Origin of the sequence: Streptomyces sp. NPDC056169 (assembly GCF_042268445.1) — a bacterium.
Lineage (GTDB): Bacteria > Actinomycetota > Actinomycetes > Streptomycetales > Streptomycetaceae > Streptomyces.
This window is the reverse complement of record NZ_JBHJUO010000015.1, coordinates 170,731-190,855: the sequence shown is the minus strand read 5'-3', so window position 1 is coordinate 190,855 and position 20,125 is coordinate 170,731. Positions and strand designations below refer to the sequence as shown.

Genomic DNA, 20,125 nt, shown 5'->3' with positions numbered 1-20,125 from the left:
TGACAGTTTGCTGTCAACAAAGGGGGAGGAGGCGGCGCGGCAGAGCAAGGTGTCGCGTCCCGCCCGGTCTCGGTGGACAAGATGGCCATGGCCCGCCCCACCTGCGATTCCTTACCCTCGACGCCATGACCCCTCATGTCGCCGCACCCGATCCCCAGGCCGGCGCGGCCGTCAAGGCCGCCGACCGCGCGCACGTCTTCCACTCCTGGTCCGCCCAGGGTCTGATCGACCCGCTCGCCGTCGCCGGCGCCGAGGGCTCGTACTTCTGGGACTACGACGGAAACCGCTACCTCGACTTCACCAGCGGTCTCGTCTACACGAACATCGGCTACCAGCACCCGAAGGTCGTCGCCGCGATCCAGGAGCAGGCCGGGAAGCTCACCACCTTCGCGCCCGCCTTCGCCATCGACGTCCGCTCCGAGGCCGCACGCCTCATCGCCGAGCGCACCCCGGGCGACCTGGACAAGATCTTCTTCACCAACGGCGGCGCCGAGGCCGTCGAGAACGCCGTCCGCATGGCCCGGCTGCACACCGGCCGTACGAAGGTGCTCTCCGCCTACCGCTCGTACCACGGCGCCACCTCCACCGCGATCAACCTGACCGGCGACCCGCGCCGCTGGCCCTCCGACACGGCCTCCGCCGGTGTCGTGCACTTCTGGGCGCCGTTCCTCTACCGCTCGCCCTTCTACTCCACCACCGAGGCGGAGGAGAGCGCACGGGCCCTCCAGCACCTGGAGGACACGATCGCCTTCGAGGGTCCCGCGACCGTCGCCGCGATCATCCTGGAGACCGTGCCCGGCACCGCCGGCATCATGACCCCGCCGCCCGGCTACCTCGCCGGCGTCCGCGAGATCTGCGACAAGTACGGCATCGTCTTCATCCTCGACGAGGTCATGGCGGGCTTCGGCCGCACCGGCAAGTGGTTCGCCGCCGACCACTACGACATCGTGCCCGACCTGATGACCTTCGCGAAGGGCGTGAACTCCGGTTACGTGCCCCTCGGCGGCGTCGCCATCAACGCCGAGATCGCCGCGACCTTCGACAAGCGCGCCTACCCGGGCGGTCTGACCTACTCCGGTCACCCGCTGGCCTGCGCCGCCGCCGTCGCCACCATCCAGGTGATGGAGGACGAGAAGGTCGTCCAGCACGCCGCCCACCTCGGCGAGAACGTCCTCGGCCCCGGCCTGCGCGAGCTCGCCGAGCGCCACCCGTCCGTCGGCGACGTCCGCGGCATGGGCGTCTTCTGGGCGCTGGAGCTGGTGAAGAACCGCGAGACGCGCGAGCCGCTCGTCCCGTACAACGCCGCCGGCGAGGCCGCCGCGCCGATGGCCGCCGTGGGCGCCGCGGCGAAGAAGAACGGCCTGTGGCCCTTCATCAACATGAACCGCACGCACGCCGTCCCCGCCTGCAACGCCTCCGAGGCGGAGGTCAAGGAGGGCCTGGCGGCCCTGGACGCGGCGCTGTCCGTGGCCGACGAGTACACCGCGTAACCGCCTGATCGCCCGGCCGCGACAGCGGCCTACGGGGAGGTTCCCTCCGCCTGGACTAGGGTGTCCGAAGCCGGACGGAGGGGACCGACCACATGCCCGCGAGCGGAGCTGTCACCCGCAACACCTTGCGACAGCAGATCGCGGACGCGCTCCGTGACGAAGTGCTCGCGGGCCGTCTCCAGCCGGGCCAGGAATTCACGGTCAAACAGATCGCCGAGCAGTACGGGGTGTCCGCGACGCCCGTACGGGAAGCGCTCGTCGACCTCTGCGCGCAGGGCCTCCTCGACTCCGACCAGCACCGCGGCTTCCGCGTCCACCAGTACTCGGTCGACGACTACCGGCGGATCGTCGAGGCCCGGATGCTCGTCGTCGACGGCATCTTCCGCCGCCACGCGCCCGCCGCCCTGCCCCCGCGCCCCCCGTCCGCCGACCCCGACCTCGGGGTGGGCGTCGCGCTCGTCTCCATCCGGCGCCGGGGCGAGGCCGCGGCCCGCGCCGCCCGCGCCGGGGACCTGGACGTCCTCATCGGGTACGACATCCGCTACTGGCGCGAGCTGGCCCGCCTGGTCGCCGCCAACGACTACATCGCCGACTTCCTGCACCGGCTCCGCGTCCAGGCCTGGGTCTTCTCCGTGCCCTATCTGCGCTCCGAGCGGGAGATGCACGGCTGGCTGTGGAGCGGCCACGTCGACCTGGTGGACGCGGTCACGCGCGGCGACGCGGAGGCGGCCGTCGCGGTCGTACGGGACTACAACGCGCACTCGCTGGAGTGGGCTGACCGCCTGGACAGCCGCACGCGCTGACGGGGACGGGCGCGGGGCCGTCGGGGCGATCCCCGGTGTGGGGGCCGGGTTGAGGCGGGGCCTCCCGGGGCAGTTCCTCAGCGGGTGGGCGTCGTCGGCCGTGCCGACTACCCTGGCCGTCCCTGCAACTGACGGAGAGCGAGCCTCCCTTGGCCTGTGACCTGTGGCTGGTCCCCCTTGTCGACCTGCTGTGCCACAGCCCCGACAACCCCTTCGCCGAAGAGATAGCGGCCTACGACGCCGTGCTGAGCGCGGCCGGCCTGCCGACCGTGCCCGTCTACGCGTACATGCCGGGGCTCTCCGGCGACGTCGCCCCGATCGCGGGCTTCGACTACGAGGCCCTGCACTTCCTGCGCCGCGCGTACCTCCTCCAGGTGTGCGGGCTGCCGGTCGAGCCGGTCGGCGAGCTCGGCGGCGACTACGAACAGCTCCTGGAGATGTTCGAGGCGACCGCGCAGCAGTCACACCTGGTCTGGCACTACGACCACGCCGGCGCCTACGTGCCCGTCGACTTCCCGGCGCCGCTCTCCAGCGACGAGCTCCTGGAGGGAGGCGGCCCGCTCGGCTCCTCGTACGGGCTGCTGCGGGAGCTCGAATTCGTGGCGCCCGCGATCGGGATCAACCCGATGAACCCGCCGGCGACCCCGGTGCCGCCGGAGCGGCCGACCTCCCTGGAGGAGCCGGCCGGACCGATCCCGTACGACGACAGTCCCTTCGCGCGGGAGCGTCACGTGTGGCTGGGCCTGCACGCGGCGGCGACCCGGAGCCTGGCCCAGGGCTCGATGATCATCCTCAGCTGAGCCGTGGTGCCACCCGCCCCCGGACAGGCCCTAGCGGGCCTCCGGGGGCCGCTGGCGCGGCATGTTCGGGCGGGTGCCCGGCGGCAGGGGGAAGCGGCCCGACGGGTGGGAGCTCTCCGGGCGCGTGGGCGTCACGCCCGCCGACTGGAGCATCAGCGGCGCCGGGCCCGAGCGGAACTCGACCATCCAGTCCGCGGTCTCCGCCCGTACGAGCTCGGTCACGTCCTCCGAGAAGCGGCGCAGCACGCCCAGACATCGCTCGGCGGCCTCGCTGGCGGTGCCCTCCGTGGGCCCCAGGACCTCCCGGACGCTCTCCGAGGCCCAGTCGAACTGGAGGGCCTGGAGACGGCGCTGCACGGCCTGTGCCGTCGCCACGTCCCGCATCCAGCCGGACGTCAGCCCGAAGTACCGGTCGCAGGCCAGGCAGGCCGCGGCGAGCAGCAGCGACAGATAGCCCCAGCCGGCCGCGCCCTCCGCCACCCCGGTCACGTCGAGCAGCGGCAGCGCGGCGCCCACGATCACGCCGGCGGCGGTGCCCACCCGCAGGATCCGGGCGCTGCGGCGCTTCCAGACGCGGTCGGAGAGGTACCACTCCGCCGTGCGCAGGGCATGGGACTCGACCCAGCGGTACAGCTCGTCGAGCCGTTCGGCTGGCTCGCCCCAGTCGCCCAGGGGGAACGGCGTGCCGGAGAGATCGCGGTCCGGCCGCGCAGTGTCTTCCCCGTTCTCCCCGTTCTCCCCGTTCCCCCCGGACTGACCCGACGGCTGCATGTCCGGCTGCTGGCTCACCGGGGGACTCCTCTGTTCAGCTCAGCGCGCGTGTCCTTCTGTGACGTGCGGTGCACGTGGTGCCTGCCCTTCCTACCGCCGAATGGTGGGCGGCGGGCCCGGAATCCCGGGTATTCCGCCCACAAGAGGGTGTTGATCAGGTAGAGAAGCCCGCAGTTTCTCACCCGAAAGAGTGATGGAGGCAGGGCGGGCGGCGAGCACGTAGGCTCGGGTTTACCCGACATACGGACGTACCGAACCTCAGGAGTGACCGTGATTCCCGGTGGTGGCCAGCCCAACATGCAGCAGCTTCTCCAGCAGGCCCAGAAGATGCAGCAGGACCTCGCCCGCGCCCAGGAGGAGCTGGCCGCGACCGAGGTCGAGGGTCAGGCGGGCGGTGGCCTGGTCAGGGCGACCGTCACCGGCTCAGGCGAGCTGCGCGGCCTCGTGATCGACCCCAAGGCGGTCGACCCGGAGGACACGGAGACGCTCGCCGACCTGGTGGTGGCCGCCGTGCACGCCGCCAACGAGAACGCGCAGCAGCTCCAGCAGGCCAAGCTGGGCCCGCTGGCACAGGGCCTCGGCGGCATGCCGGGACTGGGCTTCTGACCCGTACGCCTTCAAAGGTGTACTTCCAGCCACTACCGTAAGAATCAAGCACCTCTGAGAAGGGCGTTCCGTTGTACGAAGGCGTGGTTCAGGACCTCATCGACGAACTGGGCAGGCTGCCCGGCGTCGGTCCCAAGAGCGCGCAGCGGATCGCCTTCCACATCCTCCAGGCGGAGCCCACCGACGTACGACGGCTGGCGCACGCCCTCCTGGAGGTCAAGGAGAAGGTCAGGTTCTGCGCGGTCTGCGGCAACGTGGCACAGCAGGAGCACTGCAACATCTGCCGGGACCCGCGGCGCGACCTGACCGTCATCTGCGTGGTCGAGGAGCCGAAGGACGTCGTGGCGATCGAGCGGACGCGCGAGTTCCGGGGGCGGTACCACGTCCTCGGCGGCGCGATCAGCCCGATCGAGGGCGTCGGCCCCGACGACCTGCGGATCCGCGAGCTCCTGGCACGGCTCGCGGACGGCACGGTCACCGAGCTGATCCTCGCGACCGACCCGAACCTGGAGGGCGAGGCCACCGCGACGTACCTCGCGCGGATGATCAAGCCCATGGGGCTGAGGGTGACCCGCCTCGCCAGCGGTCTCCCCGTCGGCGGCGACCTGGAGTACGCCGACGAGGTGACCCTCGGCCGTGCCTTCGAGGGACGGAGGCTGCTAGATGTATGACGACAGGGCCGGCGCGCTCTCAGGGAGGCTCCTCGATGTCTGACGCCACACTGCACTCCGTCACCCAGGACCCGGACGACTTCGCGGTCCAGATCTCCGATTCGATCGAGAGCTTCATCGTCGCGACCACCGAGGTCGCCAAGGGCGACGAGCCGGACAGCGCGGTGCCCTTCCTGCTCCTGGAGATCTCCCAGCTGCTGCTCACGGGCGGCCGGCTCGGCGCACACGAGGACATCGTCCCGGACGAGCGGTACGAGCCGGACACGGGTCCGGAGCCGGACGTCGACGACCTGCGTGAGCGGTTCGCCGTGATGCTGGACCCGGTGGACGTCTTCTCCGAGGTCTTCGACCCGTACGAGCCGCGCAAGGCCCCGGTCCCGGCCCGGATCTCCGACAACCTCGCCGACATCGTCACCGACCTCCGCCACGGCCTGGCCCACTACCGCGCGGGCCGCACCAGCGAGGCGCTGTGGTGGTGGCAGTTCTCGTACTTCTCCAACTGGGGCCCCACCGCCTCGGCCACCCTCCGCGCCCTCCAGTCCCTCGTCGCCCACGTCCGCCTCGACCAGCCCCTGGCCGAGCTGGACGGCCTCGACACGGACGAGGACCTGGCGGAGGAGGAACTCGCGGAGGAGGCGGGGCGCGTGATGCTGGAGGAGATCGCGGCGCCGCTGGGCCTGCGGTCGCTCGGGAAGTAGCGGACCGCCAGGACCTGTCCGGCGGATCATGGCCGGGGTCGGGCCGACCCCTGTCATCATGGGCCGATGGCAGGGACGGCAGACGCCTCGGGCGACCGGTCGGTCGCGGCGGGCGGGGACATCGGGTGGGTGCACACCGGTGACCGCGTGACCGTGCTGCCGACCGAGGCGCTCACTCTCTCCACGGCCCGACTGGTCCATCTCCCCGAGCGCACCCAGCTGTTCGTGGGCCGAGCCCGCGAACTGGCCCTGCTGGACGAGGGTTCGGACCTCCAGGTCATCTGCGGACTCGGCGGCATCGGGAAGTCGACGCTCGCGGCGCGGTGGGCCGCGGGCCGGACCGCCGACCACGCGGTCGTCTGGTGGATCACGGCCGAGACGCCCGCCGAACTCGACGCGGGCCTCGCCGACCTGGCACGGGCCATGCAGCCGGGCGTCGTGGGCGTCCTGCCCGAAGACGCCCTGCGCGAACGGGCGTTGCAGTGGCTGGCCACCCACGACGACTGGCTCCTCGTCCTCGACAACGTCTCCGCCCCCGCCGACCTGCGCCCCTTGCTGGCGCGCGTCGGGAACGGCCGGATCGTCGTCACCTCGCGACGGGCGAGCGGCTGGCAGGACGTCGGGCGGGCGGTGGTCCTGGACGTCCTGGGGCCGGGGGAGGCGGCGGAGCTCTTCACGGGTGTGTGCGACGCCGACGCCGCCGACGGACTCGACGCGCTCTGCGCGGAGTTGGGCTACCTGCCGCTCGCGCTGAAGCAGGCGGCCGCGTACTGCGCGGAGGCGGGGATCACGCCCCGGGCGTACCTGGACCTGCTGGCCGCGTACCCGGCGGAGATGTTCGCGGCGACGGCGGAGGGCGGCGAGGCGGGCCGGACCGTCGCCCGGGTCTGGCAGGTGACCCTGGACCGACTCCGGGACACCCCGCTGGCCGGAAGGATCCTGGGCGTCCTCGCCTGGTGGGCCCCGGAGGGCATCCCGCGACGGCTGCTGGACCCCCTGGGGACGCCCCTGGAGGTGACGGAGGCCGTACGACGGCTGCACGCGCACAGCATGATCACGCTGGACGGCGTCGAGATCGGGGTGCACCGCGTGGTGCAGGCGGTCGTGCGCGCGGGTGACGGGGGCGAAGGGCGGGTGAAGGCAGGGGAGTTGCTCGTGGGCGTGGTGCACGGGGAGCCGCCCGTGGAGGAGATCCGGGCGAACCCGCGTGCGTGGCAGTCGGTCGTGGCCCAGGTCGAGGCACTCGCGCGGTACACGGAACCGGACGACGACACCGGGGAGTGGGTCACGCTCTTCGAATGGGCTGGACTGGTACTCGGGATGGCCGCCGCGGAGCGCACGGTCCTGCTCCTCACCCGGGCGCTGAACGGCCACGTACGGCTGAACGGGGCGGAGGCCGATCGGGCCCTGGGGGCGTTGCGCAGCCTGACTGTGGTGATACAGAGCGCCTACGGCTATCCGGACCTGCCTGAGGAGTTCCTCGCGATCCACATCCATGCGTACGGTCCTGACGATCCCCGCACGATCGAAGCCCGCGCGACGCTGGCAGGGGCCCTCCTCGGGTCCTCCCGGGGCCGCGCCGAGGAGCTGCTGCGGGAGAACGTGGACCGAGCGGTCCGGTCTCTCGGGGAGGATGCCCGGGAGACCTTGAGCGCGCGATGTGACCTGATTGCCGCAGGATTCGATCGCGGGGTCGCGGCCGCCGATCTCGAACTGCTCCACGCCCGTGCCAGGGACCTCCTGCCGGAGGGCGACGGCCTTGTCCGGATCATCGAGATCACCCTGATCTCGGCCCTCCTGGACACGGGCCGGACGGAACGGGCTCTCGCGCTCAGCCAGGCGGCGGCCGAGGACGCGCGGGTCCGGTTCGGCGCCACGCATCCGGACGCCCTCATCAGCGGTATCCGCCACGCAACCGCTCTGGGCGCAGCGGGTGAGGTCGATCGCGCTCGGGAGATGGCGCGAGAGATGCTTTCCGACCTGCAAGCCAGCCTGGATGAAGGCTTGTTCACCCATATCCTCCGGCAAATCGCCGAAGGGCAGGTGTCGTCGGGCGACTGAGTCCCGCATCATGACTCCATGGCTGCCACCACCCCGTCAAAGGCCCTCCTCTGGAGCGGAGTCGGCGTCTCCGGAGTCGGTGTCGTCGCCCTCCTCCTCGTCGCCGTCGCCGACCTCGGCAAGGCCGACCAGATCGCCAGCGTCGCCGGAGCGGTGCTCGCCCTCGTCGGCATCGGGCTGTCCCTGTGGGCGCAGTTCGGGAACAGGGGCCAGGCCCCCGTAGAGGGCGCCGTGGAGGCCTCCGGTGCTCGGTCGGTCGCCGCCGGCGGGAGCGTCGGGGCCGTCGTCACCGGTGACGGGGTGCAGGCGCCGGCCGCGCCGCCCGCCATGCCGGCCGGCGGCGGGCCCACCGTGTCGGGCCCCGTCACCGCCTCCGGTGACCGGTCGGTCGCGGCAGGCGGCGACATCGGGTCCGTGTCGACCGGCGACGCGTGAGCGAGGGCGTCTCCGCGTCCGGGGAGCGGGCCGTCGCGGCCGGTGGGGACATCGGGTGGGTGCACACCGGCGACCGGGTGACCGCGCTGCCGCCGGAGGCCCTCGGGCCGGTGGTCTGCCCGCCCGGACTCGTCCATGTGCCCCGCAAGGCCGCCCACTTCGTCGGGCGCGGCGAGGAGGGCGACCTGCTCGACCGGGAGGCCGGGACCGTCGTGGTCTGCGGCCTCGGGGGCGTCGGGAAGTCCTCGCTCGCCGCCCGCTGGGCCCTCCGGCAGGCGGACCGCCGCAACCCCGTCTGGTGGATCACCGCCGAGAGCCGCGCCGACGTGGACGCCGGGCTCGCGGCCCTCGCCGCCGCGATGCAGCCCGCGCTGATCGACGTACTCCCTCAGGAAGCCCTGCGCGAGCGGGCGTTGCAGTGGCTGTCGGCGCACGACGGCTGGCTGCTCGTCCTCGACAACGTCACCGATCCCGGGGACGTGGAGGGCCTGTTGGCCAGGACCGGCGGCCGGGGGCGGGTCGTCGTCACGAGCCGGACGACGGACGCCTGGTACGGGATCGGGCGCGTCCTCACCCTGCCCGTCCTGCCCGCCGCCGACGCCGTCGAGCTGTTCACCCGCGTCGCCACCCACGCGGGCCCCCGCGACACCACCGGCGCCGAGCTGCTCTGCGAGACCCTCGGGCAGCTGCCGCTGGCCGTCGAGATCGCCGCCGCGTACTGCGGCCGCACGGCCACGCCCCCGCGTACCTACCTGGCGGAGCTCGGTGACCGGCCCGGGGACGCGGAGGAGGCCGTCGCCCGGACCCTGCGCGTCACGCTCGACCGGCTCGCCGCATCGGATCCGCGGGCCGGGGAGCTCCTGCGACTGCTGGCCTGGTTCGGTCCCGACCGGATCCCCGCGCTGCTCCTGCCGACGGGCGCGCGTCAGGCGCTGGGGGAGCTGGCCGCGCACAGCATGGTGACGCTCCACGAGGACGGGTCGGTGTCGGTGCACCGGCTGGTGCAGGCGGTGGTGCGGCGGCCGGACCCCAGGGACCCGCACCGTGAGCCGGAGCTGATCGCACAGGCCTGGCTGGCGGCCGAGACGGCGCTCGGGGACGCCGCGCCGCGGGACGTCCCGAACCCGGCCAACTGGGAGACGTACCGCGGGCTGATGCCGCACGTCGAGGCGTATCTGCGGTACGCCGATCCGGCGTACGACGGCGAGGGGCTGCTCGGGGCGTTGGTCCCGGTCGGCACGTATCTCGTGCTCAGCGGGCTGCCCGAGGCGGCGTTCGGCGTGTTCGAGCGGGCGGTGGCCGGTAGCGAGCGGCTGTACGGACCGGACCATCCGTTCACCCTGACGGCGCACGGCGCGCTGCTCACGGTCTCCGGCGGGGCGGGAAGCCGGGAAGAGCTGATCGAGCGGGTGGCCGAGGTGGAGGGGGCCATGACCGAGGTGCTCGGGGCCGACGACAGGGCCACGCTCCTGGCGCGGAGGCTCCTCGCGCAGGTTCACCGCCGGGCAGGGCGGGTCGACGAGGCGATCGCTCGGCAGGAGGCCCTGGTGGCGGACCTGATCCGGGTCGTGGGCGCGGGCCACCAGGAGACGCTGGGGGCGTTGGTCGAACTCGCCGGGAGCTACGAGGCCGCGAACCGGACCTCCGAAGCCGTCGCGACGTGCTCGTACGCGGTGGCCGAGCTGGGGGCGCTCTTCGGCGAGGACGGCGTGGAGACCCTGGAGGCGCGGGTCCTCCTGGCCGGGCTGCGCGCGATCGACGGGGCGGCCGACGAGGCCCTGGCCGAGTACCGGGAGCTGCTGCCCGTCCTCGTACGCGTCCTCGGGGAGCACCACCCCTCCACGCTCCTCGTGTCGAACGGTCTCGCGGAGCTGCCTGAGTGATCACTCTCTGAGCGGCGCGTCTCACCATCCGATATCACGGTGGCGTTTCCGGGGCGCTCGTTAGACTGAGCCGATCGCAGCGCCGGCTGCGGCACACACTGAGCGAGGAGCGCACGTGGGCCTTGTCGTGCAGAAGTACGGAGGCTCCTCCGTTGCCGATGCCGAGGGCATCAAGCGCGTCGCCAAGCGGATCGTGGATGCCAAGAAGAACGGCCACCAGGTGGTCGTCGTGGTTTCCGCGATGGGCGACACGACGGACGAGTTGATCGATCTCGCCGAGCAGGTATCCCCGATCCCTGCCGGACGTGAGTTCGACATGCTGCTGACCGCCGGAGAGCGGATCTCCATGGCCCTGCTGGCCATGGCGATCAAAAACCTGGGCCACGAGGCCCAGTCGTTCACGGGCAGCCAGGCGGGTGTCATCACCGACTCGGTCCACAACAAAGCGCGCATCATCGATGTCACGCCGGGCCGGATCCGTACCGCCCTCGACGAGGGCAACATCGCCATCGTCGCCGGCTTCCAGGGTGTCAGCCAGGACAAGAAGGACATCACCACGCTCGGTCGTGGCGGTTCCGACACCACGGCCGTGGCGCTCGCCGCCGCGCTCGACGCCGAGGTCTGCGAGATCTACACCGACGTCGACGGTGTGTTCACGGCCGACCCGCGCGTCGTGAAGAAGGCGAAGAAGATCGACTGGATCTCCTTCGAGGACATGCTGGAGCTCGCCGCCTCCGGCTCCAAGGTGCTGCTGCACCGGTGCGTCGAGTACGCGCGTCGCTACAACATCCCGATCCACGTCCGCTCGTCCTTCTCGGGGCTGCAGGGCACGTGGGTCAGCAACGAGCCGCAAGGGGACCGCAAGGTGGAGCAGGCCATCATCTCGGGCGTCGCCCACGACACCTCCGAGGCGAAGATCACCGTCGTCGGCGTGCCGGACAAGCCGGGCGAGGCCGCGGCCATCTTCCGAGCCGTCGCGGACGCCGAGATCAACATCGACATGATCGTGCAGAACGTGTCCGCCGCCTCCACCGGTCTGACGGACATCTCCTTCACCCTCCCCAAGGCCGAGGGCCGCAAGGCCATCGACGCCCTGGAGAAGGCGAAGGGCTCGATCGGCTTCGACTCGCTGCGCTACGACGACCAGATCGGCAAGATCTCCCTGGTCGGCGCCGGTATGAAGACCAACCCGGGCGTCACCGCGGACTTCTTCAAGGCGCTCTCCGACGCGGGCGTGAACATCGAGCTCATCTCGACCTCCGAGATCCGCATCTCGGTCGTCACCCGCGCCGACGACGTCAACGAGGCCGTACGCGCCGTCCACTCCGCCTTCGGTCTGGACAGCGACTCGGACGAGGCCGTCGTCTATGGAGGCACCGGCCGATGACGTCGAAGCCGACGCTCGCGGTCGTCGGTGCGACCGGAGCCGTCGGCTCGGTGATGCTCCAGATGCTCACGCACCACGCGGACGTCTGGGGCGAGATACGCCTGCTCGACTCCCCGGGGCGGACGGGCCGGAAGGCCTCCGTCCGCGGGGAGGAGTGCGAGGTCCTCGCGCTCGACGAGGACTCCGAGGAGTCCTTGGACGGCGTCGACCTGGCGCTCTTCCTCGTGCCCGAGGAGGTCGCGGCCCGGTGGGCGCCCGTCGCCGTCGCCAAGGGCGCGGTCGTCGTGGACACCTCCGCGGCCTTCCGTAGCGACCCGGACGTGCCGCTCGTCGTCCCCGAGGTCAATGCGCACGCGGCGCGCGTACGCCCCCGGGGCATCGTCGCGAGCCCCGGCTGCACCACGCTCGCGCTGATCGCCGCCGTGGGCGCCCTGCACGCCGAGTTCGGCGTCGCCGAACTGGTCGTCACCGCCCAGCAGGCGGCGAGCGGCGCCGGTGCCGGGCAGGCGGGCGTCGACGCGCTCCGCGCGCAGCTGGGCCTGGTGGCCGGCGCCGGCGAACTGGGCACGCAGCCCGGCGACGTACGGCGGACCGTCGGCGAGAACAACGGCCCCTTCCCCGGCCCCCTCGCGCTCAACGTCCTGCCCTGGTCGGGCACGGCGGGCGAGGACGGCGCCTCCTCGGAGGAGGAGCGCGTCCGGGACGAGACCCGCAGGATCCTCGGCCTTCCCGGGCTGCGGATCGCCGCCACCTGTCTGCGCGTGCCCGTCGTGAGCGGCCACTCCGTCTCCGTCCATGCGCGTTTCGAACACCCCGTCACCGTCGGGCGGGCGCACGAGGTCCTGGCGACGTCGCCGGGGGTCGTGCTGTACGACGATCCCGAGGCGGGCGACTTCCCCACCCCGGCCGACGTCGTCGGCACCGATCCCGCGTGGGTCGGACGGGTGCGGCGATCGATGGACGACGAGCGCGCGCTGGACTTCTTCGTCTGCGCCGACAACCTCCGCAAGGGTGCCGCGCTGAACGCGCTGCAGATCGCGGAATCGGTTGTCACGGATTTGTAGGATCTGTGAAGGTGCTGTGAGCAAAAAGGCGTCAGATACCTCTTGAACTGCGGTGATGCCGTGTTCGACGATGCTCTTCCCCCGCATTGCAACCACGAGTTGGGTGGGGCGCGTCTCTGCGTTCACTCACCACCGTGTGGCGCGGAGCACGCTGCGGAAGCGGGGCATCGGGGGAGAACGGTTACGCATGAGGACATACGGGTCACCGTCGATTTCGGTGGCGTACGCGTACAACCCTGGCGGGGGGAGGCGTGTCCAACAGGCGTGGCAGAGGTACTCGACATCGCGACCATCGCTCCGCTGCGCGGCGCGGGCACAGCGGTGCTCCCCGTGCGGAGCGCCGCCGTCATACCCGTACGCGGCTCCGCGGTCCGCCCGTTCGGACGTCCGCGCGGCACCGGCGGACTCGGCGGGATGCCGGTGATCGCCCCCGTGCCCACCGGATCCCGCATGAGAGCGGTGGACGGCATCCCGTCCCCCCGCACGAGCGCTGAAGGGGCCATGGCCGCCGGCACCACCGTCGACCACCTGACCGAGACCTACCGCGCCCACTACAGGTCACTGCTCGGCCTCGCGGCGCTCCTCCTCGACGACACGGCCTCCTGCGAGGACGTCGTCCAAGAGGCGTTCATCCGCGTCCACTCGGCCCGCAAGCGGGTGCGCGAACCCGAGAAGACGCTCGCCTACCTGCGGCAGACCGTCGTGAACCTCTCGCGGTCCGCGCTGCGCCGGCGCATCCTCGGCCTCAAGCTGCTGTCCAAGCCGATGCCGGACATGGCCAGCGCGGAGGAGGGGGCGTACGACCAACTGGAGCGCGACGACCTCATCAAGGCGATGAAGGGGCTCCAGCGGCGGCAGCGCGAGGTGCTCGTCCTGCGGTACTTCGCGGACATGACGGAGGCCCAGGTCGCCGAGACGCTCGGGATATCGCTGGGTTCGGTGAAGGCGTACGGGTCGCGGGGCATCGCGGCGCTGCGTGTCGCGATGGAGGCGAACGCATGAGCCACGAGAAGGACGAGCCCCGTGCCGAGGGCGACGCCGGTGATGAACGCGACGCCGCCCGTGCCGAGGACGATGCCGCCCGTGCCGAGCGCGACGCCGCCCATGCCGAGGACGATGCCGCCCGTGCCGAGCGTGACGCCCGTACCGAGGGCGACGCCCGTGATGAACGTGACGACCTGAGTGGACGACGGATGCTGAACATCGAGCCCGATTCCGAGCCCGATTCCGAGCCGGATGCGGAGCCGGGGTCCGAGGCCGGTGTCGAGCCGGAGTCCGCGGTCGGTCACGAGGTCGGGCCGGAAGCGGGCGGTCTCGGTGACGAGCTCGCGCTGCGTCGGCTGCTCCATGGCGCGGTGGCGGGCCTGGAGCCCACCACCGGCTCGCTGGACCACCTGCGCCGTGCCGTGCCCGCGCGGCGCGCCCGCAAGCGGCAGGCCGTCGTCGGCGCCGCCGCGGCCGCCGTCCTCATCGGGACGGCCGTACCCGCCTTCGTGCACGTCGCGAACTCGGGCGGGATCACCGCCGCCAACCCCGTGAACGCCGGCCACGGCGAGGACGCCCAGGGCGGCACCGGGGCCGAGACGGGCGTCGAGGGCGGCAAGACCTCCGCGTCCCCGGCGACCGCGGTGTCCCCCAGCCAGGGCGCCGTCGACGGCGCCACGGGCAAGCCGCAGCAGCCGGGGTCCGGCGGGAGCGCCACGGGGCCGCAGGTCTCGCAGGACCCGGTGCCCGGCGACTCGCCGAAGTGCGAGGCCGGCCAGCTCGGCGTCAGCGCGACCCAGACGGGCGGACCCGACGGCTCGGGGAGCGTGTACGGCACGTTCCGCGTCGCCAACGTCTCCGGGAAGAGCTGCGTCGTGGACGGCAGCGGCATCGTCAGCTTCGAGGCCAGGGGCGCCGCCGACCCCGGCCGGATCTCGGTCGTCCGGCACACCGCCGGGGACGGCAGCGGGCTGCCCGATCCCGCGCAGGAGGCGCCCGTGCTCCTCCTGAAGCCCCAGGGCTCCTACGAGGTCAGGTTCGCCTGGATGCCGAGCTCGACCTGCCCGACGACCGGGGGGACCCCGACGACGGAGCCGACTCCGACGACGGCGCCCCCGACCGCGCCGCCGACCGAGCCGACTCCGACGACGGCGCCGCCGACCGAGCCGACGACGACGCCCCCGACGACGACGCCCCCGACCACCAAGGACCCCGACACGGGTACGGGGACGGGCCCCGGCGGGGACACCGGAGCCGGCACGGACGCGGAGGGCGGCGCGGCGCCCCAGCTGCTCCGCGCGGACGGCCGGCCGGCCGACGGCAGCGTCTCGGTCAGCCACACCGCGGAGCCCGGCGGCCCCGTCGCCGTGGCGACCGTCCCGAACGCCTGCGCGGGCACGATCTACCGCACCGGCATCCTCGCCGGCCCCTGAGCCGACGGAGAAGGGCCCTGGCGGACATCTACGGTCCGCCAGGGCCCTTTCCCATGGGTGCTTCTACAGGCCCAGCGCCTCGTCCCGGGAGGCCTCCGCCTCGCGGCGCACGAGGCGGAACCACATGAAGAGCACGAAGCCGGCGAAGACGAACCACTCCGCCGTGTAGCCGAGGTTCTGGAAGGCCTTCACGTCCAGGCTCGTCCCCGCGGCGGCCGCCGCCGGGACCGGCGTGAGACCGGCGGGGGAGTCGGCGAGGGTGATCCAGGCGTCGTAGACGTCGTCGGTGACCACGTTCACCAGGGCCGCGGCGCTGATCATGCCGAGCTGGCCCTCGGGCAGGCCGCCCGCCGTGCGGACGCCCTTCGTCCCCGGGTTCTCCGAGGCCTGGAGCGCACCGACCACCGAGACCTCGCCCGAGGGCGGAGCCGGGGCCTTCGCGCCCGCGGGGAGCCAGCCCCGGACCACCGGGAGCGACCGGCCGCCGTCCGTCTTCAGCAGCGTCAGGACGTACGAACCGGTCCGGCCGTCCAGATCGCGCTCCGGCACGAGGAACTGCTCCCCGAACGTGCCGCGCGCCTCGGCGGACCGCCCCGAGGTCTCCTGGTCCACCGGCAGGAGCGTGGCCAGCGGCTCCGCCTTCAGCGAGCTCGCCGCGGGCCGCTGCTCGGCCTCCCGGTGCGAGTCGACGCGATCCTCGAACTTGCCCAGCTGCCAGGTCCCCATGAACACGCAGAACGGGATCGCCAGCAGGACGAAGACGTTGATCCCCCACCAGCGGGGCGTTGTCAGGAACCGGTACACACCCCCACGGTACGCAAGCGCGCCCGGCTCCCCGACGGCACCCCCTAGCGGGTCCCCAGGTGCTTCGCGGCGAAGGCCAGGTCCAGGGCGACCTGCTTGATCCGCTCCTCCACCACGAGCGAGCCGTGGCCCGCGTCGTACCGGTACACGTCGTGGACCGCGCCCCGGGCCGCCAGCCGGTCCACGTAGTTGTCGATCTGCCGGATCGGGCAGCGCGGGTCGTTGACGCCGGCCGTGATGTGCACCGGGGCCTTCACCGCGTCCACGTACGTCAGCGGCGACGAGGCCGCGTACCGCTCGGGCACCTCCTCGGGCGAGCCGCCGAGCAGCGTCCGGTCCAGCGCCTTCAGGGCCTCCATCTCGTCCTCGTACGCCGTGACGTAGTCCGCGACCGGGACCGCGGCGAGACCGACCGCCCAGGCGTCCGGCCGCGTGCCCAGACCGAGCAGCGTGAGGTAGCCGCCCCACGAACCGCCGGACAGGACCAGGCGCTCCGGGTCGGCGAGGCCGCTCGCCACCGCCCACGCGCGGACCGCCTCGACGTCCTCCAGCTCGATCAGACCGACCCGGTGCTTGAGCGCGTCCGTCCACTCCCGGCCGTATCCCGTCGAGCCCCGGTAGTTGACCCGCACCACCGCATAGCCGTGGTCCACCCAGGCCGCCGGGCCCGAGGCGAAGGCGTCGCTGTCGTGCCAGGCGGGGCCGCCGTGCACCTCGAACACCGTGGGGAAGGGCCCCTCGCCCTCCGCCGGACGCTGCACGAGCGCGTGGACCCGGCCGCCCGGCCCGTCCACCCACACGTCCTCCACCGGCACCGACGGCGGCGCCTTCGGGCCGGGCGGGTCGAGGACGATCCCGCCGTCCGTGGAGCGCACCACCGGCGGCTCGGCGGCCGAGGACCACAGGTACTCGACGCTGCCGTCGGGCCGGGCCGTCGCGCTCGACACCGAACCGGCCGGCGTCTCCACCCGGGCCAGGGCGCGCGTGGCGATCTCGTACCGGAAGAGCTCGCTGCGCGCCTCGAAGCTGTGCACGATCAGCAGGCCGGAGCCGTCCGGATACCACTCCGCCGACACGTCGCCCGGCAGGTCGAGCCGCAGGTCGGTCTCGGTGCCCGCCGCCACGTCCCAGAGCATCGGCTCCCAGCGGCCGCGCCGCTGGTGCCCGACGAGCAGCCGGGAGTCGCCCGCCACCGGCGCGAAGCCGAGGACCGCGAGCCCGAGCTCCTCCGTCCCGCCCTTGGTGTCGTCGAGCTCGGCCAGCACGCTCGCGTCCGCGGCACGCAGCACGCGCAGCGCCGAGTGCATCGCGTCCCCGTGCTCGGTGTGCTCGATCGCGATCAGCGCACCGTCGTGCGAGAGGTCGCCGACCCCGGCCGACTCCCGGTGCCGGTAGATCTCGACCGGGGCGTCGGCCCCCGGCCGGACCACATGGACCGTCGACCCGTCCTCGTCCGTGGAGCGGCCGATCACCAGCGTGCCCTCCCGGCCGATGGCGAGCCCGCCCGGATAGGAGGCGTCGAGGCCGGGCACGGCCGGCTCGTCCGCGCCGCCCGCGAACGGCTGGCGCATCCACACCCCGAACTCGTCCCCGTCGGTGTCCGCGAACCACCAGATCCACGCGCCGTCCGGGGAGAGCGTGCCGTCCGTCGTGCCGTTCGGCCGGTCCGTGACCTGCCGCTGCTCACCGCTCGCCCGGTCCCAGGCGTACAGCTCGTACGTCCCCGTGGCGTTGGAGACGAACAGCGAGCGGTCCGGGGCCTCCTCGGCCCACTCGGGCAGGGAGACGCGCGGCGCGCGGAACCGCCGCTCCCACGCCGGGGCCTGCTCCCCTGTCGAGGCCTGCGTCCCCGTCGAGGTCTGCTCCTCCGTCGAGGTCTGGGTGAAGTCCTTGCTCTCAGTCATGGCACCCATCATGCTCCGAGCGGCAGACAATCCGGTCGCGTCGTCCGCAACCTGTGGATAACCTCGCCGGCATGTACTCCCCGACACCCGAGGACTGGCGCGAGGCCAACCGCGCCCGCTGGGACGAGCGGGTCCCGATCCACGCCGCCAGCTCCTTCTACGACCTCGACGCCTTCCGCGCGGGCAAGGACGCCCTGCGGGACTTCGAGCTCGCGGAGGTCGGCGACGTCACCGGGCGCACCCTGCTCCACCTCCAGTGCCACATCGGCCTGGACACGCTCTCCTGGGCCCGGCACGGCGCCGCGCACGTCGTCGGCCTGGACTTCTCCGAGCCGGCCGTCGACACCGCCCGCTCGCTCGCCGCCGACCTGGGGCTCTCGCAGGACCGCGCCGCCTTCGTCGCCGCCGATGTGTACGACGCCGCGGAGGCCGTCCCGGACAGCTCGTACGACGTCGTCTACACCGGCACCGGGGCGCTCAACTGGCTGCCCGACATCGAGCGCTGGGCGGAGACCGCCGCCTCGCTCGTCGCCCCGGGCGGCTTCCTCTACGTGGCCGAGTTCCATCCGCTCACCGACTCGCTCGACGACGAGACCGGCAGCCGGATCGTGCACGACTACTTCGTGCGCGACCCGTGGGTGGACACCTCCCCGGGCACGTACACCGACCTCGACGCCGACACCGTCCACAACCGCAGCGTGGAGTGGGTGCACCCGGTCGGCGAGGTCGTCACGGCGATCGCGCGGGCCGGCCTCAGGATCGAGTTCCTGCACGAGCACGACGCCTCGCTGTTCCCGCGCTACGGCGCGCTCCAGCGGCACGAGGACGGCTACTACCGCTTCCCGGCGGACCGTCCGAGGATCCCGATGATGTACTCGATCAAGGCGTCCCGCGCGGCCTGAGGCGCCGTACGGCCCGAGCGGTTCACGACGGCTTGCCGAGCCTGATGACGGCGCGCCCGCCCTTCAGATCCACCGTCGAGTGGTGCGGCGGGGCGCCGTCCTCCTCGTCGTCGCGCATCACCAGGGCGCTCTGCCGCTCCTTGAGCTCGTTCTGCTTGCCCTGCGAGAACGTCGCGTGCAGCTGCTCGAAGCCCGTGGAGGAGATCTGGCCGGAGCGCTTGCCGCGCCCGGTCGCGCGCAGCAGCTGGTCGGCGAAGGCCACGACGGTCAGGAGGATGACCAGACCGGGCAGCGTCACGAACACGGCGAACTCCATACCGCCATGAGACCACGCGGGCCCGCGCGGGGGAACAGGCCGACCGCCCCCGGACCCTCAGAGGCCCGGGTCGGGGCGGATGTCGGGCCGTATGTGGTGCGTGCGCCGCCCGTCCGGGCCGAGGACCTGCGTCCCGATCTTGTGGGTGCGCAGCGAGACCTGGGTGCCCGTGATCCGCAGCGCCGGGGCGGCCCGCACGAGCGTCGCCGTCACCTCGTGCAGCTCCTCGACCGTACGGAGCCACATCGCGAGGGCCAGGTTGTACGGCCCCGTCACCGAGGTGACCAGCCGGGTGTGGCGCAGCCGGGTCAGGGCCGCCACCGTCGACGCCACCTCAAGGGGCGGTACGTCGGCCGTGACCAGCGCCCACACCGGGCGCCCGGAGAACCTCGGGGCCGGCAGACAGTGGTGGTGCAGCGCGCCGGCCGCCATGAGGGCGTCGAGCCTGCGCCGTACCGTCGACTCGCTCGTGTCGCACTGCCGGGCCAGCTCGGCGGCGCTGCGGCGGGCGTCCCCCGCGAGCTCCGCGACCAGCTTCCTGTCGAGGTCCGTGAGGGGCGGGTGCGACCGGCCGACCGGGCGCGGCCGCTTCTCCCCGCCCGTGATCTCCGTGAGGAGCCGGACCTGGCCCGGCGCGAGCTGCTCGATCCGCGACCGGTACGGGCGGTTGTGCAGCCGGGTGACGACCTGCGCGCGGGTGCGGAGCACTCCCCGTAGGCGCCGCACCCGGCCCGCGAGGTAGGCGTCGAGGGCGTAGAGGTCCGGGCAGACGACGAGCAGCACCAGATCGGCGTCGCCGGTCACGTGGTGGACGCCGAGGGTGTACGGGTCGCCCGCGAGCGCGATCGCGGTGGCCTCGGTGTCGGCCGCGACACAGTCCAGCTCGATCCAGGCGTACAGCGTGGCGTCCCCGCCGCGGGCGACGATCAGCGAGCTCCAGGCCCAGCCGCCGGTGGTGAGGTGGTCCCAGCGCCGGGCCAGCGTGTCGGGGCTCGACCCCAGGACGGCCGAGAGCTGGGTCCAGCTGGCGCGCGGAGCGATCTGCAGTGCGTGGATCAATGACAGATCCGCCTCTCCCAGGACGGATTCCCCGGTCTGCATATGCCTCCTTGG

At 72.7% G+C, this 20,125-nt stretch carries 19 protein-coding genes; 14 read left to right on the top strand and 5 right to left on the bottom strand.

Annotation, left to right across the window (positions count from 1 at the left end; all coding sequences use genetic code 11):
- Positions 1 to 125: 125 nt before the first annotated feature.
- From ACFC0G_RS25695 to ACFC0G_RS25685, 3 genes are all read left to right on the top strand, one after another.
- Positions 126 to 1,490, top strand: coding sequence for an aspartate aminotransferase family protein (locus tag ACFC0G_RS25695; RefSeq protein ID WP_376407095.1), 1,365 nt, complete (start codon positions 126 to 128; stop codon positions 1,488 to 1,490).
- Between the two features lie 92 nt (positions 1,491 to 1,582).
- Positions 1,583 to 2,293: a GntR family transcriptional regulator gene (locus tag ACFC0G_RS25690; protein ID WP_376407093.1), complete on the top strand. Its 711-nt coding sequence runs from the start codon at positions 1,583 to 1,585 to the stop codon at positions 2,291 to 2,293.
- 149 nt (positions 2,294 to 2,442) lie between these two features.
- On the top strand, positions 2,443 to 3,093 hold the full coding sequence (locus ACFC0G_RS25685) for a hypothetical protein (protein ID WP_376407091.1): 651 nt from the start codon (positions 2,443 to 2,445) through the stop codon (positions 3,091 to 3,093).
- Between the two features lie 30 nt (positions 3,094 to 3,123).
- Here ACFC0G_RS25685 and ACFC0G_RS25680 read toward each other — a convergent pair whose 3' ends face one another.
- Positions 3,124 to 3,864 (bottom strand): SLATT domain-containing protein, encoded by a 741-nt coding sequence (locus ACFC0G_RS25680; protein WP_376407226.1) that lies wholly within the window; start codon positions 3,862 to 3,864, stop codon positions 3,124 to 3,126.
- Positions 3,865 to 4,134: 270 nt separating this feature from the next.
- Between ACFC0G_RS25680 and ACFC0G_RS25675 the strand changes: the two genes are divergently transcribed.
- From ACFC0G_RS25675 to ACFC0G_RS25630, 10 genes are all read left to right on the top strand, one after another.
- Positions 4,135 to 4,470: a YbaB/EbfC family nucleoid-associated protein gene (locus ACFC0G_RS25675; protein ID WP_376407089.1), complete on the top strand. Its 336-nt coding sequence runs from the start codon at positions 4,135 to 4,137 to the stop codon at positions 4,468 to 4,470.
- 71 nt (positions 4,471 to 4,541) lie between these two features.
- Positions 4,542 to 5,141, top strand: a complete 600-nt coding sequence (gene recR / locus ACFC0G_RS25670; RefSeq protein ID WP_376407087.1) for a recombination mediator RecR — start codon at positions 4,542 to 4,544, stop codon at positions 5,139 to 5,141.
- A 35-nt stretch (positions 5,142 to 5,176) separates the two neighbouring features.
- A complete protein-coding gene (locus tag ACFC0G_RS25665) occupies positions 5,177 to 5,839 on the top strand; it encodes a DUF5063 domain-containing protein (RefSeq protein ID WP_376407085.1) in 663 nt (220 codons plus the stop codon).
- A 66-nt stretch (positions 5,840 to 5,905) separates the two neighbouring features.
- Positions 5,906 to 7,900: a tetratricopeptide repeat protein gene (locus ACFC0G_RS25660; protein WP_376407083.1), complete on the top strand. Its 1,995-nt coding sequence runs from the start codon at positions 5,906 to 5,908 to the stop codon at positions 7,898 to 7,900.
- Positions 7,901 to 7,918: 18 nt separating this feature from the next.
- Positions 7,919 to 8,335: a hypothetical protein gene (locus ACFC0G_RS25655; protein WP_376407081.1), complete on the top strand. Its 417-nt coding sequence runs from the start codon at positions 7,919 to 7,921 to the stop codon at positions 8,333 to 8,335.
- A complete protein-coding gene (locus ACFC0G_RS25650; protein ID WP_376407079.1) occupies positions 8,332 to 10,218 on the top strand; it encodes a tetratricopeptide repeat protein in 1,887 nt (628 codons plus the stop codon). Before ACFC0G_RS25655 ends, ACFC0G_RS25650 begins: the two co-directional genes overlap by 4 nt.
- 115 nt (positions 10,219 to 10,333) lie before the next feature.
- A complete protein-coding gene (locus ACFC0G_RS25645) occupies positions 10,334 to 11,605 on the top strand; it encodes an aspartate kinase (protein ID WP_376407077.1) in 1,272 nt (423 codons plus the stop codon).
- Positions 11,602 to 12,669: an aspartate-semialdehyde dehydrogenase gene (locus ACFC0G_RS25640; protein ID WP_376407075.1), complete on the top strand. Its 1,068-nt coding sequence runs from the start codon at positions 11,602 to 11,604 to the stop codon at positions 12,667 to 12,669. The genes ACFC0G_RS25645 and ACFC0G_RS25640 overlap by 4 nt, the downstream gene beginning before the upstream one ends.
- Positions 12,670 to 12,933: 264 nt before the next feature.
- Positions 12,934 to 13,671, top strand: a complete 738-nt coding sequence (locus ACFC0G_RS25635; RefSeq protein ID WP_376407073.1) for a SigE family RNA polymerase sigma factor — start codon at positions 12,934 to 12,936, stop codon at positions 13,669 to 13,671.
- Positions 13,668 to 15,086, top strand: a complete 1,419-nt coding sequence (locus tag ACFC0G_RS25630; RefSeq protein WP_376407071.1) for a hypothetical protein — start codon at positions 13,668 to 13,670, stop codon at positions 15,084 to 15,086. Before ACFC0G_RS25635 ends, ACFC0G_RS25630 begins: the two co-directional genes overlap by 4 nt.
- 63 nt (positions 15,087 to 15,149) lie before the next feature.
- On the opposite strand, the gene ACFC0G_RS25625 is transcribed toward ACFC0G_RS25630, so the two are convergent.
- Positions 15,150 to 15,890, bottom strand: a complete 741-nt coding sequence (locus ACFC0G_RS25625) for an SURF1 family protein (RefSeq protein WP_376407069.1) — start codon at positions 15,888 to 15,890, stop codon at positions 15,150 to 15,152.
- A 44-nt stretch (positions 15,891 to 15,934) separates the two neighbouring features.
- Positions 15,935 to 17,803 carry a S9 family peptidase gene (locus ACFC0G_RS25620; protein WP_376407067.1) on the bottom strand — a complete coding sequence of 623 codons (1,869 nt, stop codon included), beginning with the start codon at positions 17,801 to 17,803 and terminating at the stop codon, positions 15,935 to 15,937.
- Between the two features lie 62 nt (positions 17,804 to 17,865).
- Here ACFC0G_RS25620 and ACFC0G_RS25615 point away from each other — a divergent pair, with 62 nt between their 5' ends.
- Positions 17,866 to 18,696 carry a class I SAM-dependent methyltransferase gene (locus ACFC0G_RS25615; protein WP_376407065.1) on the top strand — a complete coding sequence of 277 codons (831 nt, stop codon included), beginning with the start codon at positions 17,866 to 17,868 and terminating at the stop codon, positions 18,694 to 18,696.
- Between the two features lie 22 nt (positions 18,697 to 18,718).
- Here the strand turns inward: ACFC0G_RS25615 and ACFC0G_RS25610 are convergent, their stop codons facing one another.
- On the bottom strand, positions 18,719 to 19,012 hold the full coding sequence (locus tag ACFC0G_RS25610; protein ID WP_376407063.1) for a DUF6191 domain-containing protein: 294 nt from the start codon (positions 19,010 to 19,012) through the stop codon (positions 18,719 to 18,721).
- A 57-nt stretch (positions 19,013 to 19,069) separates the two neighbouring features.
- Entirely contained in the window at positions 19,070 to 20,071 is a 1,002-nt protein-coding gene (locus ACFC0G_RS25605) for an AsnC family transcriptional regulator (protein ID WP_376407061.1), read from the bottom strand.
- Positions 20,072 to 20,125 lie beyond the last annotated feature (54 nt).